Below are 13,775 nucleotides of genomic sequence, written 5' to 3'. Positions count from 1 at the left end.
GTTCCCGCTGGTTGATAAAGCGGACAAAGCGATAGCCAAACGCCGTCAGCACCTCGATCAGCGGCAGATGATGGCGCTGGGCGAAATCATGGTCGCTGATGGTGAGATCCGATTCCTGGCGTAAGACCGCCTCTATCAGATGTTCTTTATCGCTGAAATTGGCATACAGGGTGGCTTTCGCCACCCCGGCTACGCGGGCGATTTCGGCCGTTGTCACCTCCAGGCCCTGTTCCAGAAACAGCTTACGGGCGGCCTGAAGTATCGCCTGCGTTTTCAATGGATCTTTTGGCCGACCTTTCTGACGAGGGGTTTCGCTCATCGCCGATAGCCTGCAAACAGCGCGCTCATAATTAATCCTCCGACCACGGTAATGTGTTCAAGCGCAATATGGAATTCCTCAGTGCGCCGGGGTTCACTGAAGGCCCAGAAGGCGTGTCCCAGCGGAATAGTGAGTAATGTAAACACAATCAGCATCACCGATCCAATCCAGCCGTAGCCGGCAGGATTAAAAACGATCAGCGCCGAACCCGCCAGCTGGCAAAAAATCGTGCCCGCCGCGAACAAGACCGGCCACGGCAGGCCGACGGTCACCATCTCCTGAACGATCTCCGCGAAATGAAAGACGCCGTAGATGCCTGCCATCCAGAAGAAGAAGGTCACCAGGACGCGAGAGAGACAAAGGGTGATGAAAAATAAGGTCGAATTAGGCATAAGATTTTACGCAATTGATAATTAACAGACCAGTGAGTCTAAAAAATAATTTCAAGACTCACAAGTCTGTTAATTGTTCATTAGTGTTATGCCATTGCAATCAGCCGCTTAGTTTGTTTTTCTCCTGCCAGGTGCCCTGCCGCAGGCTTTGCGTCAGACGTAAAGAAGGTGAATTTGAAATTGAGCAGATGGTATCTTTTGCTAGCCTTTCTGAGGAGGACAGACGGAGCGACACCATGAAAGATAAAGATGAACAAACGGCATTGATTGGCATGGCCATCGGCGCGGCGGTCATTAGCTTAGTGGCGACACAAAAGCAGATTAATCAGGGGAGTATCGTGGATGAACTGGTGAGGCTGGGCAGACAGAAGGGGGACGGGGTAGAGGATGAGGTCTTTGTCCAGGCCGCCCGGCTGGTGAGTAAAGGCACCTAGCCAGCCGGTATCCCGCCTGGCAGCCCCGTTTGCCCGTTTTATTTTGGTTTTTATTTCCCGAACGCGGCCAGGCGAGCGGCGCTTATTCCTTTCCTGAAGCGTTACCGGCAGGCGCTTTCACTACCCGCTTTTTTCTAGCGTATGGCCGGGGTTGCGCCCCGCGCTGGCATGGTCTTTCTGTTACGTTGTCACTTTATGCTCGCCTGCAACGGATAACCAACAAGGTGGTCTGCCGCTATTGCATAAATCGGTATTTTCGATACATCTTTGCCATTGCGTGCGGAGATAGAATGATTGCAAAATAACATATTATAAATCAATCAATTAAGTTCTCTTTGCACGCCCTGATAATCCCCGGGCGAGGGTCTATGCTTATAAAAAGCGCTAAATGAGGCAATACCCCTGCTGCAGAAGGGTTGAAGTGATAATCATTATCACTAACATGGCGGTATGCCTTGATGGCGCCAACCTGGAGGTCTATCGATGGAAGTACAAGCAGGAACTTTTAATCCCGCCGATTTCAGCTGGCAGGGACTGACCATGACGCCGGCCGCTGCCGCGCATATCCGCGATCTGATGCGCAAGCAGCCGGATAAGAAAGGGCTGCGGCTGGGCATTAAAACCAGCGGCTGCGCCGGTTTTGGCTATGTGCTCGAAATGATTGCCGAGCCGGCGCCCGACGATCTGCTCTTTGAATCTGACGGGGCGAAGCTGTTTGCGCCGCTGCAGGCGATGCCGTTCATCGACGGCACCGAGCTGGATTATGTCCGGGAAGGTTTAAATGAAATCTTTAAATTTCATAACCCGAAAGCGCAGCATGAGTGCGGCTGCGGCGAAAGTTTTGGGGTGCAGGCGGAGTAACTATGTCGCGTAATACTGAAGCAACTGACGATGTCAAAACCTGGACCGGCGGCCCGCTCAACTACAAAGAGGGCTTTTTTACTCGCCTGCAAACCGATGAGCTGGCCAAAGGCATTAATGAAGAAGTCGTTCGGGCTATCTCGGCTCGCCGCAATGAGCCGCAGTGGATGTTGGAGTTTCGTCTGAATGCCTACCGGGCGTGGCTGGAAATGGAGGAGCCGCACTGGCTGAAAGCGCATTACGATAAGCTGAATTATCAGGATTACAGCTACTATTCCGCGCCCTCCTGCGGCAACTGCGATGAGACCTGCGCCTCCGAGCCTGGCGCGGTGCAGCAGACCGGGGCCAATACCTTTCTGACCAGCGAGGTGGAAGAAGCCTTTAACCAGCTTGGCGTGCCGGTACGCGAAGGGCGCGAGGTGGCGGTGGACGCGATATTTGACTCGGTGTCGGTGGCGACCACCTACCGAGAAAAGCTGGCCGAGCAGGGGATCATCTTCTGTTCTTTCGGCGAGGCGATCCACGACCATCCGGAACTGGTGAAAAAGTATCTGGGCACCGTAGTGCCGGGTAATGACAACTTCTTTGCCGCGCTGAACGCCGCGGTGGCTTCGGACGGCACCTTTATCTATGTGCCGAAGGGCGTCCGCTGCCCGATGGAGCTGTCGACCTATTTCCGCATCAACGCCGAAAAGACCGGACAGTTTGAACGCACCATTCTGGTGGCCGATGAAGGCAGCTACGTCAGCTATATTGAAGGCTGCTCGGCGCCGGTGCGCGACAGCTATCAGCTGCATGCCGCGGTCGTTGAGGTCATCATCCATAAAGACGCGGAAGTGAAATACTCCACGGTGCAGAACTGGTTCCCCGGCGATAACAACACCGGCGGGATCCTCAACTTCGTCACCAAGCGCGCCCTGTGCGAAGGGGAGAACAGCAAAATGTCATGGACCCAGTCGGAAACCGGCTCGGCCATCACCTGGAAATACCCCAGCTGCATCCTGCGCGGCGATAACTCGATCGGCGAATTCTTTTCGGTGGCGCTGACCAGCGGCCATCAGCAGGCGGACACCGGCACCAAAATGATCCATATCGGCAAGAACACCCGCTCGACCATCATCTCGAAAGGGATCTCCGCCGGACACAGTCAGAACAGCTATCGCGGGCTGGTCAAAATCATGCCGACCGCCACCAACGCCCGCAACTATACCCAGTGCGATTCGATGCTGATCGGCCCGGACTGCGGGGCGCATACCTTCCCGTATGTAGAATGCCGCAACAATAGCGCCCAGCTGGAGCACGAGGCGACCACCTCGCGGATTGGCGAAGATCAATTGTTCTACTGCCTGCAGCGCGGGATCAGCGAAGACGATGCCATCTCGATGATCGTCAACGGTTTCTGTAAAGACGTCTTCTCCGAGCTGCCGCTGGAGTTCGCTGTAGAGGCGCAAAAATTGCTGGCCATTAGCCTTGAACATAGCGTCGGCTGATAATTAAGGAAAAAAGATGTTAAGTATTCAAGATTTACACGTCGCCGTCGAAGATAAAGCGATCCTGCGCGGGCTGAACCTTGAGGTGCGCCCGGGAGAGGTCCACGCCATTATGGGGCCGAACGGCTCAGGCAAAAGTACGCTTTCGGCCACCCTGGCCGGGCGTGAAGATTATGAGGTGACTGGCGGTCGCGTCGAATTTAAGGGCAAAAACCTGCTCGAACTCGCTGCGGAAGATCGCGCCGGGGAAGGTATCTTTATGGCCTTCCAGTATCCGGTAGAGATCCCCGGCGTCAGCAACCAGTTTTTCCTGCAGACTGCGCTGAATGCCGTGCGCAACTATCGTGGCCAGGAGGCGCTGGATCGTTTCGATTTCCAGGACTTAATGGAAGAAAAGATCAAGCTGCTGCAGATGCCGGAAGATCTCCTGACCCGCTCGGTGAACGTTGGCTTCTCCGGCGGTGAGAAAAAGCGCAACGATATTCTGCAAATGGCGGTGCTTGAGCCAGAGCTGTGCATTCTCGATGAATCGGATTCGGGGTTGGATATCGATGCCCTGAAAATCGTCTCGCAGGGAGTGAATGCCCTGCGCGACGGCAAACGCGCCTTTATCATTGTCACCCACTATCAGCGCATCCTTGACTATATCAAGCCGGACTATGTCCATGTGCTGTATCAGGGGCGGATTGTGAAGTCGGGCGATTTCTCTCTGGTCAAACAGCTGGAGGAGCAGGGCTATGGCTGGCTTACCGAACAGCAGTAACGCGCTGCAGCAGTGGCACCATCTGTTTGAAGCGCAGGGCGGCCCGCGTACCCCGGAGGCCAGTCAGCATCTGCAGCAGCTGCTGCGCCTTGGGCTGCCGACGCGCAAGCACGAGGACTGGAAATACACTCCGCTGGATGCCCTACTTAACGGTCGCTTTGTCGCCGATGAGGGAGCCTCTCTCAGCGCTGAACAGCGTGATGCGCTGGCGCTGCCGCTGGACGCCTGGCGGCTGGTGTTTATCGATGGCCGCTATCATCCTCAGCTGAGCGACGATCTTGCCGCCAGCGGCGTGGAGGTCAGTGTCGATAATCAGCGCCAGCATCTGCCGGATGCCCTGCAGCCGGAGGTGTTTCTCCATCTGACCGAAAGCCTGGCCCAGACGGTGACCCGCATTCGCGTGCCGCGCAACCGCCGCCTGGATAAACCGCTGCTGCTGATGCATATCACCAGTGGCCTGACCGGCGATGCGCTGAATACCGCCCACTATCGCCATCACCTGGCGCTGGAGAGCGGGGCGGAGGCGACGATTGTCGAGCATTACCTGAGCCTCAATGAGCAGCCGCATTTCACCGGCGGGCGATTGACCATGACGGTGGCCGATAACGCGCACCTCCAGCATATCAAGCTGGCATTTGAGAATGCCCGCAGCTATCACTTCGCCCATAACGACCTGCTGCTGGGCCGCGACGCCTCGGCCTTCAGCAGCAGTTTCCTGCTTGGCGGCCAGGTGCTGCGTCACCAGACCAGCACCCGCCTGGGCGGCGAAAACAGCAACCTGCGCCTCAATTCGCTGGCGATGCCGGTGAAAAATGAGGTCTGCGATAGCCGCACCTGGCTCGACCATCAGGTCGGCTACTGCACCAGCCGCCAGCTGCACAAAACCATCGTCAGCGATAAGGGGCGGGCGGTGTTTAACGGGCTGATCAACGTCGCGCCGCTCGCGCTGAAAACCGACGGTCAGATGACCAACAATAATCTGCTGCTCGGGCGGCTGGCGGAGGTCGACACCAAACCGCAGCTGGAAATTTACGCCGATGACGTGAAATGCAGCCACGGGGCGACGGTGGGGCGCATTGACGAAGAGCAGCTGTTCTATCTGCGCTCGCGCGGTATCGAACAGCAGGCGGCGCAGCAGATGATCCTCTACGCCTTCGCCGCCGAGCTCACCGAGGCTATCCGCAGCGACGCGCTCAGAGAGCAGGTGCTGGCGCGTATTGGACAGCGTTTGCCGGGAGGCACAGTATGACATTTTCAGTAGAACAGGTTCGCGCCGATTTTCCGGTACTGAACCGGGAGGTCAACGGTCAGCCGCTGGTCTATCTCGACAGCGCCGCCAGCGCCCAGAAGCCGGAGGCAGTGATCGGCGAAGAAGCGGAATTCTATCGCCACGGCTACGCGGCGGTGCACCGCGGCATCCATACCCTCAGCGCGGAAGCCACCGCGCGGATGGAAGCCGTGCGTCAGCAGGCGGCCACCTTCCTTAACGCCGGATCGGCGGAGGAAGTGGTGTTCGTCCGCGGCACCACCGAGGGTATCAACCTGGTGGCCAACAGCTGGGGAAACGCCAACGTCGGCGCCGGGGATAACATCATCATCAGCGAAATGGAGCACCACGCCAATATTGTGCCGTGGCAGATGCTCTGCGCCCGCGTCGGGGCTGAGCTGCGGGTGATCCCCCTGAACCCGGACGGTACGCTGCAACTGGATGTTGTCCCGGGACTGTTTGACCCGCGCACCCGCCTGCTGGCGATAACCGAGGTCTCCAACGTGCTGGGGACGGAAAACCCGCTGGCGGCGCTGATTGCTCTTGCGCATCAGCATGGCGCGAAAGTGCTGGTGGATGGCGCCCAGGCGGTGATGCACCACCCGGTGGACGTCCAGGCGCTGGGCTGCGATTTTTATGTTTTCTCCGCCCACAAGCTGTACGGGCCGACCGGGATCGGCGTGCTCTACGCCCGGTCCGAGCTGCTGCAGACGATGGCGCCTTGGGAAGGGGGCGGGTCGATGATCGCCACCGTCAGCCTGACGGAGGGCACCACCTGGAATCAGGCGCCGTGGCGCTTTGAGGCCGGCACGCCGAATACCGGGGGGATCATTGGCCTCGGCGCGGCGCTGACCTACGTCAGCCAGCTGGGACTGTCGCAGATTGCCGAGTATGAGCAGACGCTGATGCGCTACGCGCTCGATGCCCTGCGCGCGGTACCGGATCTGATCCTTTACGGCCCGGCGCAGCGTAAAGGGGTAATTGCTTTCAACCTCGGTCAGCATCACGCCTATGACGTCGGCAGCTTCCTCGATAACTACGGGATCGCCGTGCGGACCGGACACCACTGCGCGATGCCGTTGATGGCCCGGTATCAGGTACCGGCTATGTGTCGGGCATCGCTGGCGATGTACAATACCACGGAAGAGGTGGACCGCCTGGTGGCCGGCCTCCAGCGGATCCGCAAACTGTTAGGGTAAAGGACGGGACAATGGCGGCACTACCGGACAAAGACAAACTGTTGCGTAACTTTAGCCGTTGCGCCAACTGGGAAGAGAAGTATCTCTATATCATCGAGCTTGGCCAGCGTCTGGCGCCGCTAAGCCCGGAAGAACATAGCGTGCAGAACATTATTCAGGGCTGTCAAAGCCAGGTCTGGATCGTGATGGACCAGGATCCCACAGGCGTGATCACCCTGCGCGGCGATAGCGATGCGGCGATCGTCAAGGGTCTGATAGCGGTGGTGTTTATCCTCTATGACCGGATGACCGCTCAGGACATCACCGAGTTCGACGTGCGTCCGTGGTTTGAAAAAATGGCGCTCACCCAGCATCTCACCCCCTCCCGCTCGCAAGGCCTCGAAGCCATGATCCGCGCGATACGCGCGAAAGCGGCAAATATTAGCTAGAATAAACAGGTAGATTTCATTCTGTTACGTCCGGCAGGGCGCTGACCCTGCCGCCGTTCAGTCTCCTGGCGTTTTATCAGCGAAAGAAGGAATCTCAGTATGAAACGCAAAACGATGATCACCTTAGCCCTTCTCAGCGCCCTTGGCGCCTCCACGGCCGCCTGGGCCGTTGATTACCCGCTTCCTCCCGCCAACAGTCGGCTGATTGGTCAGAATCAGTACTGGACGGTCCAGGAGGGAGATCGCAACCTGCAGGCGATTGCGCGCCATTTCGATACCGCGGCGATGCTGATCCTCGAAGCCAACGATACGATTGCACCAGTGCAGCCGAAGCCCGGCACTCAGGTCCTTATCCCTTCTCAGATGCTGCTGCCCGACGTGCCGAGGGAGGGCATTGTCGTCAACCTCGCCGAACTGCGGCTGTATTACTTCCCGCCGGGAGAGAATCAGGTGCAGGTCTATCCGCTGGGCATTGGCCAGTTAGGTCTGGAAACGCCGGAGATGACCACCCGCGTGGGGCAGAAGATCCCTAACCCTACCTGGACGCCTACCGCCGGCATCCGCGCGCGCTCGCTGGAGAAAGGGGTGACGCTGCCGGCAGTGGTCCCGGCCGGACCGAACAATCCCCTGGGCCGCTATGCGCTGCGTCTGGCCTACGGTAACGGTGAATATCTCATCCACGGAACTAACGCCCCAGACAGCGTTGGTCTGCGCGTCAGCTCGGGCTGTATGCGGATGAACGCTGATGACATCAAAGCGCTGTTCAGCCAGGTGAAAACCGGGACGCCGGTACGGATTATCAATCAGCCGGTGAAGTTTGCCGTCGAGCCGGATGGTAAACGCTATGTCGAAGTCCACAGGCCGCTTTCGCAGACCGAAGGGGAAAACACCCGGACCATCGCTTACACGCTGCCAGCGGCGTTTCACGCCTTCGCAGAGGATAAAGCAGTGGATGACCTGCAGTTGAAAAAAGCGATGTCGAGAAGGGCGGGGTATCCGGTGGTGGTGTCGGCGGGGGCAGGTAGCACGGCGACGTCGCTGTCGGCGCAGAATAGTTCGTCTGACAACGGTCTGCTTACCCAATAGCCCTCATGCTGAGGGCAAAAAAAATGGCGCACAGAGTGCGCCATTTTTATTACCAGAACTCTTACTTACGGTAAGAGTGAGCCTGGTTGTCCAGACGCTGGTTAGCGCGAGCTGCGTCGTCTTTAGCAGCCTGAACGTCGGAACGCATTGCGTTCACGTCGTTGCTCAGCTGGTCAACTTTAGCGTTCAGAGTCTGAACGTCAGAAGACAGCTGATCGATTTTAGCATTGCTGGAGCAACCAGCCAGCAGAGTAGAACCCAGGATTACCGCGCCCAGTACCAGTTTAGTACGATTCATTATTAATACCCTCTAGATTGAGTTAATCTCCATGTAGCGTTACAAGTATTACACAAAGTTTTTTGGGATGAGAATATTTTTTTTACCTGAACGCACTTATTTTTGATCGTTCGCTCAAAGAAGCATCGAATTGCTCAGAATCGCTGAAAAAGGCGAGTGAAAACAGCGCGCTTCCATCGGATTCATCTTAGATAATCCCTTATTAAATAGTAAATTCCGATTTGCATTTTTAATAGGAAGAGCTAATCAATGAATAAAAAAAAGCGCCCCGCGAGGCGCTTTATTAAAAAAAACCAATTAACCTGTAAATTATTACAGCACGTGTACGGAAGCGGTATTAGTCGTGCCGCTCGGCACTAATGCGCCGGAAACCATCACCACTACGTCGCCTTTACGCGCGAGGCCGCTCTTCAGCGCCAGGTCTTTGCCCAGATGATAGAAATCATCGGTAGAGGCAATCTCTTCCACCAGCTGCGGTACCACGCCTTTGCTCAGCACCAGCTGACGAGCGGTGGTTTCGTTGGTGGTCAGCGCCAGGATGGTGGCATCCGGGAAGTATTTGCGCACAGCGCGTGCGGATTTACCGCCCTGGGTGGCGACCACGATCAGCGGCGCTTCCAGTTTCTCAGCGGTTTCTACCGCGCCGCGGCACACCGCTTCGGTGATGCGCAGTTTACGGTTGTCGTTGTTGAAGTCCAGACGGCTGGTCATCACGCGGTCGGTACGTTCGCAAATGGTCGCCATGATGGTGACCGCTTCCAGCGGGTATTTACCTTTCGCGGATTCGCCGGACAGCATCACCGCATCGGTGCCGTCGAGGATGGCGTTAGCCACGTCGCCGGCTTCAGCGCGGGTCGGACGCGGATTCTTGATCATGGAGTCCAGCATCTGGGTGGCGGTGATAACCACTTTACGCGCGCGGATACATTTTTCGATGATCATTTTCTGGGCGAAGATAACTTCTTCAACCGGGATCTCCACGCCCATGTCGCCACGCGCAACCATGATGCCGTCAGACGCTTCGAGGATTTCGTCGAAGTTGTTCAGGCCTTCCTGGTTTTCGATTTTGGAGATGATCTGGATGTTTTCACCGCCGTGGGCTTTCAGGTGCTCACGGATCTCGACGACGTCGGAACGTTTACGGATGAAGGAGGCCGCGACGAAGTCCACGCCCTGTTCGCAACCGAAGATCAGATCCTGTTTGTCTTTCTCAGCCAGCGCCGGCAGGGCGATGGAGACGCCCGGCAGGTTAACGCCTTTGTTCTCGCCAAGATCGCCATTGTTCAGCACTTTACAGATAACTTTGTTGCCTTCGATAGCCGTAACTTCCATGCCGATCAGGCCATCGTCCACCAGGACGGTGTTGCCGACGGCGAGGTCGGAGGTGAAGCCTTCATAGGTTACCGCAACGATTTCGTTGTTGCCGATGACGGATTTATCGGTAGTGAAGGTGAAGGTCTGGCCTGCTTTCAGGGAGACGTCGTTGCCGCCTTCCAGCTTGATGGTACGAATTTCCGGCCCTTTAGTGTCCAGCAGAATAGCGGCTTTCTTACCGGTTTTGCTCATCACATTGCGCAGGTTCTGGATGCGCTGACCGTGTTCCGCATAGTCACCGTGGGAGAAGTTCAGACGCATCACATTCATGCCGGCTTCCAGCATTTTGGTCAGCATCTCTTCAGATTCGGTTTTCGGACCGATGGTGCAAACAATTTTGGTCTTTTTCATGACAGTTTTAGTCTTTAAGTTGTGAAGGATATGGAATTCTCGCTCCGCGGGCGCACTGCCGGGGAGCCAAACCTGTATTACGAAAGTTGCTAAGCCACGCCCTAAGGATAGGTGACAACCCTGAAGCGTGCAGAAGAATGTGTGCTGGCGGTTCAGCCCATGAAATGTGGCAAGGTGTTATGCGTTTTATCATGCAGTCCAATGCGCTGAAACCATTCAAGAAAGAATCGAAGCGCATTATACGCTGCCGAAATCAAAAAGGAAAATAAAAACCTCGTTTCAAATTATGGACAAAACGCGTAACAAAACCGGCACGTTATGCAAAAATCTACGCAACACACTTTTTCGTCACCGGCTATGAAAAAGAGTAAAAGAAATGGATTATTTCGCCATCATGAGCCGGTAAAATGCGTCATTGAACCTTTAAAGTGGCGATGGTTTGCGTTGTGCGGGAAATCTATCAATAATGATTTGATTGATAATGATAAAATACGAGCTAAATTCTATGGGAAATAAAGCGAAAGACGACGACCTGTACCAGGAAATGTGCCGCGTGGTGGGTAAAGTCGTGCTGGAAATGCGTGACCTGGGTCAGGAGCCGAAACACATTGTCATTGCCGGTGTGCTGCGCACCTCGCTGGCGAACCGCAAAATCCAGCGTTCGCCGCTCACCGTGGAGGCTATGGAGAAAGTCATTCATGCGCTTTCCGGGCACTGATCCCTTGCGCCGGCGGGTCAGGAAATCACGAAGCGGATCACCGCCCGGACGGCAATGTCACAATGGTGAGCCACCATCGCTTCATCGTCGATGGCGGGTAGCGGATCGTCAAGATACAGGCTGCTGAAGGTGTAGAAGTTCGACACCTGATAAAAGCTGAAGCTGCTGATTAACCGGTGGACATCGCGCGCGTCGAGCCCCGCCTGAAAGACGCCCTGCTGCTGGCCGCGCAGTAAAATGTCTTCCAGAATCGACAGGGCGGTACGATTCAGCGGCTTCAGTTCACCCGAGCTTTTTAACCACTTGCCGCGCTGCATATTCTCCATGCAAATGACGCGCATATAGTCCGCATGGGTGGCGTGATAGCGCACGCTCCAGCGCACCAGCCGCACCAGCGCCTCCACCGGCGGCACATTCTCCAGCCCCAGCTGCTGCTCGGTTTCGCGGATCCGCGCATACACATGCTGCAGCACCTCCTGATAGAGCTGTTCTTTGCTTTTGAAGTAGTAAACCACCATGCGTTTGGTGGTCTGCGCCTCGGTGGCGATCTGCTCCATGCGGGCGCCTGACAGCCCGTGTTCAGCAAAGACAGCGATAGCGGCGCTGAAAATCCGCGCCTTCAGGGATTGTGCTTCATCATGGGCAACGACGGTCATGGCAACTCCTTTTTCTTGGGTGACAAAAAATACACATAATGATCACAATTTAGCAACCTGGTATGGCGCAAATGAACCAAATGATACATATTCAAGGCTTACGTCAGCTGTTGACCCGAGGACCTTATGCTGCGCTCTATCGCCACCGTTTCGATTTCCGGCACCCTGCCTGAGAAGCTGCACGCTATTGCGGCGGCGGGGTATCAGGGGGTGGAAATTTTCGAGAACGATCTGCTCTATTATACGGGGACGCCGGCGGAAATCCGCCAGCTTGCCGCCGATTTAGGGTTAAAAATCACGCTTTTTCAACCCTTTCGCGATTTTGAAGGCGCCAGTCGGGCGCAGTTTGCGGCGAATATGGCCCGCGCTCGGCGCAAATTTGCTCTGATGCACGAGCTGGGCTGCGAGACGCTGCTGCTGTGCAGCAATGTGCAGCCGGACTGCTCGGCGGATAGCGAATTGCAGGTCGCGGACCTGCGGGCGCTGGCCACGCTGGCGGAAGAGGAGGGGATCGCTATCGGCTATGAGGCCCTGGCCTGGGGAACCCATGTGAACCGCTGGCAGCAGGCCTGGGAGCGGGTGCGGCGGGTGGACAGCCCGGCGTTGGGCCTGGTGCTCGACAGCTTCCATATTCTGGCCCGCGGCGACACGCTGGACGCGCTACCGTCGGTGCCGGTGGAGAAAATCACCTTTGTACAGCTCGCCGATGCGCCGTATATGAAAATGGATTTGCTGGAGTGGAGCCGCCACTTCCGCTGCTTTCCCGGACAGGGGGAGCTGCCGCTGGAGGCGTTTGCCGAGCAGATCACCCGCTGCGGCTACCGCGGCCCCTGGTCGCTGGAGATCTTCAATGACGGTTTTCGCGCCTCGCCGAACGGCGCGACGGCCAAAGATGGTTATCGTTCGCTGCTGTGGCTGGAGGAGCAAACCCGCCGTCGGCTCCCGACGTGCGATGCCGATCTGTTTTCACCGCCGCCGCTGCCGGTCTATCACGGGCTGGAGTTTATCGAGTTTGCCGCCAGCGCCGCCGAGGCGCAGCGCCTGGGGCAACATCTGCAGGCGCTGGGTTTTCAGCACGAGGGAAGCCACCGCTCCAGACAGGTGACGCTGTGGCGCAACGGCGGGGCGCGGATCGTCATCAACCATCAGCCGCACAGCTGGGCCGACCATTTTTATCAACGCCACGGGGTATCGCTCTGCGCGATGGCGCTGCGGGTCGAGCACAGCGCGTCGCTTGTCGCCCGCGCCCGCGCGCTGGGGTATGCCACCTGGCAGGGCGACGCCGGGCCGAACGAAACGCCGATCCCGGCGATCTGCGCCCCCGACGGCAGCCTTATCTATCTCATCGACGCCGGGGAGGCTATCTACGAGCGCGATTTTCATCTGCGTGATGGCGTGACGGTGCGCGAGGACTATCTCGGTATCGATCATCTGGCGCTGGGAATGGAGGCCGACAGCCGCGATAACTGGGTGATGTTCTTCCGTACGGTGTTTGGTTTTTCCCTTGAGCATGAGCAGACGCTGCCGGACCCGTATGGACTGGTGCGCAGCCTGGCGGTGCGCAGCCCGCAGGGCGATATCCGTCTGGCGCTGAATATTTCGCAGAGCCGGGCGACGCAGATCGCCCGCTCCGTCGCCTGCTACCAGGGGGCGGGGCTGCAGCATGCCGCCTTTGCCTGCCGCGATCTGCCGGCCGCCTGCGACCAGCTTGCCGAGGTTGCCCGCCATACGCTGCCGATCCCGGCCAATTATTATGACGATCTGCTGGCGCGCTTTGGCGGCGAGCTGGACGTCGGGCAGCTTCAGCGCCAGCAGCTCCTCTATGACCGCGATCCGCAGGGGGGAGATTTCCTGCATCTTTACACCCGGCCGTTTACCGCCGGCCGCTTTTTCTTTGAGTTAACCGAGCGCCGGGCTGGCTATGCGCTCTATGGCGCAGCGAATGCGGCCGTCCGTCTGGCGGCGATGCAGTATTGTTAGCCTGAATCAAATGGTTCATTATGCGTTAAACACAATAACAACACCCTCTGTACCCGAGACAGGAACCGACTATGAGCTCATATAGCCCTAACCCGACGGCTGCCGCCCAGCCAGCCGTCACCGTGCGCCGCTCCCGGCGGCGTATCGGCATTCTTGCGC

At 57.3% G+C, this 13,775-nt stretch carries 19 protein-coding genes; 13 read left to right on the top strand and 6 right to left on the bottom strand.

Annotated features, from left to right (window positions below; translation table 11 throughout):
* The 3 genes from KHQ28_RS26950 to KHQ28_RS26940 form a co-directional block, all read right to left on the bottom strand.
* On the bottom strand, window positions 1–319 hold a 319-nt coding region (locus tag KHQ28_RS26950; RefSeq protein ID WP_211777749.1), incomplete at its 3' end, for a helix-turn-helix domain-containing protein.
* Entirely contained in the window at window positions 316–711 is a 396-nt protein-coding gene (locus KHQ28_RS26945; protein ID WP_002908881.1) for a DoxX family protein, read from the bottom strand. The genes KHQ28_RS26945 and KHQ28_RS26950, both read right to left, overlap by 4 nt.
* Before the next feature lie 100 nt (window positions 712–811).
* A complete protein-coding gene (locus tag KHQ28_RS26940; protein ID WP_014343173.1) occupies window positions 812–949 on the bottom strand; it encodes a hypothetical protein in 138 nt (45 codons plus the stop codon).
* Here KHQ28_RS26940 and KHQ28_RS26935 point away from each other — a divergent pair.
* From KHQ28_RS26935 to KHQ28_RS26900, 8 genes are all read left to right on the top strand, one after another.
* Window positions 948–1,145, top strand: coding sequence for a hypothetical protein (locus KHQ28_RS26935; RefSeq protein WP_002908880.1), 198 nt, complete (start codon window positions 948–950; stop codon window positions 1,143–1,145). The genes KHQ28_RS26940 and KHQ28_RS26935 overlap by 2 nt on opposite strands.
* Window positions 1,146–1,628: 483 nt before the next feature.
* Window positions 1,629–2,006 carry a Fe-S cluster assembly scaffold SufA gene (gene sufA / locus KHQ28_RS26930; protein ID WP_004143232.1) on the top strand — a complete coding sequence of 126 codons (378 nt, stop codon included), beginning with the start codon at window positions 1,629–1,631 and terminating at the stop codon, window positions 2,004–2,006.
* A 2-nt stretch (window positions 2,007–2,008) separates the two neighbouring features.
* Window positions 2,009–3,496 carry a Fe-S cluster assembly protein SufB gene (gene sufB, locus KHQ28_RS26925; RefSeq protein WP_002908877.1) on the top strand — a complete coding sequence of 496 codons (1,488 nt, stop codon included), beginning with the start codon at window positions 2,009–2,011 and terminating at the stop codon, window positions 3,494–3,496.
* A gap of 16 nt (window positions 3,497–3,512) precedes the next feature.
* On the top strand, window positions 3,513–4,259 hold the full coding sequence (sufC, locus tag KHQ28_RS26920; RefSeq protein WP_002908876.1) for a Fe-S cluster assembly ATPase SufC: 747 nt from the start codon (window positions 3,513–3,515) through the stop codon (window positions 4,257–4,259).
* Entirely contained in the window at window positions 4,234–5,508 is a 1,275-nt protein-coding gene (gene sufD / locus KHQ28_RS26915; RefSeq protein WP_023158837.1) for a Fe-S cluster assembly protein SufD, read from the top strand. Before sufC ends, sufD begins: the two co-directional genes overlap by 26 nt.
* Window positions 5,505–6,725 carry a cysteine desulfurase SufS gene (gene sufS / locus KHQ28_RS26910; RefSeq protein WP_032418835.1) on the top strand — a complete coding sequence of 407 codons (1,221 nt, stop codon included), beginning with the start codon at window positions 5,505–5,507 and terminating at the stop codon, window positions 6,723–6,725. The genes sufD and sufS overlap by 4 nt, the downstream gene beginning before the upstream one ends.
* Before the next feature lie 11 nt (window positions 6,726–6,736).
* Window positions 6,737–7,153 (top strand): cysteine desulfuration protein SufE, encoded by a 417-nt coding sequence (gene sufE / locus KHQ28_RS26905; RefSeq protein WP_002908865.1) that lies wholly within the window; start codon window positions 6,737–6,739, stop codon window positions 7,151–7,153.
* A gap of 99 nt (window positions 7,154–7,252) precedes the next feature.
* The gene (locus KHQ28_RS26900; protein WP_004143241.1) at window positions 7,253–8,239 is read left to right on the top strand and encodes a L,D-transpeptidase family protein; all 987 of its coding nucleotides are present in this window, start codon (window positions 7,253–7,255) and stop codon (window positions 8,237–8,239) included.
* A gap of 61 nt (window positions 8,240–8,300) precedes the next feature.
* Here KHQ28_RS26900 and KHQ28_RS26895 read toward each other — a convergent pair whose 3' ends face one another.
* Together KHQ28_RS26895 and pykF are read right to left on the bottom strand one after the other, a co-directional pair.
* Window positions 8,301–8,537: a major outer membrane lipoprotein gene (locus tag KHQ28_RS26895; protein ID WP_002908860.1), complete on the bottom strand. Its 237-nt coding sequence runs from the start codon at window positions 8,535–8,537 to the stop codon at window positions 8,301–8,303.
* A 312-nt stretch (window positions 8,538–8,849) separates the two neighbouring features.
* A complete protein-coding gene (gene pykF, locus KHQ28_RS26890) occupies window positions 8,850–10,262 on the bottom strand; it encodes a pyruvate kinase PykF (RefSeq protein WP_002908859.1) in 1,413 nt (470 codons plus the stop codon).
* Window positions 10,263–10,399: 137 nt separating this feature from the next.
* Here pykF and KHQ28_RS26885 point away from each other — a divergent pair, with 137 nt between their 5' ends.
* From KHQ28_RS26885 to fumD, 3 genes are all read left to right on the top strand, one after another.
* The gene (locus KHQ28_RS26885) at window positions 10,400–10,531 is read left to right on the top strand and encodes a hypothetical protein (protein WP_004217210.1); all 132 of its coding nucleotides are present in this window, start codon (window positions 10,400–10,402) and stop codon (window positions 10,529–10,531) included.
* Window positions 10,532–10,619: 88 nt separating this feature from the next.
* A complete protein-coding gene (locus KHQ28_RS26880; RefSeq protein WP_014343172.1) occupies window positions 10,620–10,778 on the top strand; it encodes a hypothetical protein in 159 nt (52 codons plus the stop codon).
* On the top strand, window positions 10,768–10,980 hold the full coding sequence (gene fumD, locus KHQ28_RS26875) for a fumarate hydratase FumD (RefSeq protein ID WP_004180357.1): 213 nt from the start codon (window positions 10,768–10,770) through the stop codon (window positions 10,978–10,980). Before KHQ28_RS26880 ends, fumD begins: the two co-directional genes overlap by 11 nt.
* Before the next feature lie 17 nt (window positions 10,981–10,997).
* On the opposite strand, the gene KHQ28_RS26870 is transcribed toward fumD, so the two are convergent.
* Window positions 10,998–11,636: a TetR family transcriptional regulator gene (locus tag KHQ28_RS26870; RefSeq protein WP_002908844.1), complete on the bottom strand. Its 639-nt coding sequence runs from the start codon at window positions 11,634–11,636 to the stop codon at window positions 10,998–11,000.
* 126 nt (window positions 11,637–11,762) lie between these two features.
* Between KHQ28_RS26870 and KHQ28_RS26865 the strand changes: the two genes are divergently transcribed.
* Both KHQ28_RS26865 and KHQ28_RS29385 read left to right on the top strand, forming a co-directional pair.
* A complete protein-coding gene (locus KHQ28_RS26865; RefSeq protein WP_023285260.1) occupies window positions 11,763–13,616 on the top strand; it encodes a bifunctional sugar phosphate isomerase/epimerase/4-hydroxyphenylpyruvate dioxygenase family protein in 1,854 nt (617 codons plus the stop codon).
* A 71-nt stretch (window positions 13,617–13,687) separates the two neighbouring features.
* The coding region (locus KHQ28_RS29385; RefSeq protein ID WP_228298299.1) for a hypothetical protein at window positions 13,688–13,775 on the top strand (88 nt) is incomplete at its 3' end.

Origin of the sequence: Klebsiella sp. 28, assembly GCF_018223905.1 — a bacterium.
GTDB classification, from domain to species: domain Bacteria; phylum Pseudomonadota; class Gammaproteobacteria; order Enterobacterales; family Enterobacteriaceae; genus Klebsiella; species Klebsiella pneumoniae.
Note: the sequence above shows the minus strand (reverse complement) of the source record. Positions and strands in the feature narration are given on the sequence as shown.

Coding starts and splice junctions, on each gene's coding strand:
- KHQ28_RS26940 (WP_014343173.1), bottom strand. CDS start 949: ATGGTGTCGCTCCGTCTGTCCTCCTCAGAAAGGCTAGCAAAAGATACC.
- KHQ28_RS26935 (WP_002908880.1), top strand. CDS start 948: ATGAAAGATAAAGATGAACAAACGGCATTGATTGGCATGGCCATCGGC.
- KHQ28_RS26870 (WP_002908844.1), bottom strand. CDS start 11,636: ATGACCGTCGTTGCCCATGATGAAGCACAATCCCTGAAGGCGCGGATT.
- KHQ28_RS26895 (WP_002908860.1), bottom strand. CDS start 8,537: ATGAATCGTACTAAACTGGTACTGGGCGCGGTAATCCTGGGTTCTACT.
- KHQ28_RS26880 (WP_014343172.1), top strand. CDS start 10,620: ATGAAAAAGAGTAAAAGAAATGGATTATTTCGCCATCATGAGCCGGTA.
- KHQ28_RS26900 (WP_004143241.1), top strand. CDS start 7,253: ATGAAACGCAAAACGATGATCACCTTAGCCCTTCTCAGCGCCCTTGGC.
- sufB (WP_002908877.1), top strand. CDS start 2,009: ATGTCGCGTAATACTGAAGCAACTGACGATGTCAAAACCTGGACCGGC.
- sufD (WP_023158837.1), top strand. CDS start 4,234: ATGGCTGGCTTACCGAACAGCAGTAACGCGCTGCAGCAGTGGCACCAT.
- KHQ28_RS26865 (WP_023285260.1), top strand. CDS start 11,763: ATGCTGCGCTCTATCGCCACCGTTTCGATTTCCGGCACCCTGCCTGAG.
- sufS (WP_032418835.1), top strand. CDS start 5,505: ATGACATTTTCAGTAGAACAGGTTCGCGCCGATTTTCCGGTACTGAAC.
- sufE (WP_002908865.1), top strand. CDS start 6,737: ATGGCGGCACTACCGGACAAAGACAAACTGTTGCGTAACTTTAGCCGT.
- fumD (WP_004180357.1), top strand. CDS start 10,768: ATGGGAAATAAAGCGAAAGACGACGACCTGTACCAGGAAATGTGCCGC.
- sufA (WP_004143232.1), top strand. CDS start 1,629: ATGGAAGTACAAGCAGGAACTTTTAATCCCGCCGATTTCAGCTGGCAG.
- pykF (WP_002908859.1), bottom strand. CDS start 10,262: ATGAAAAAGACCAAAATTGTTTGCACCATCGGTCCGAAAACCGAATCT.
- KHQ28_RS26945 (WP_002908881.1), bottom strand. CDS start 711: ATGCCTAATTCGACCTTATTTTTCATCACCCTTTGTCTCTCTCGCGTC.
- sufC (WP_002908876.1), top strand. CDS start 3,513: ATGTTAAGTATTCAAGATTTACACGTCGCCGTCGAAGATAAAGCGATC.
- KHQ28_RS26885 (WP_004217210.1), top strand. CDS start 10,400: ATGTGTGCTGGCGGTTCAGCCCATGAAATGTGGCAAGGTGTTATGCGT.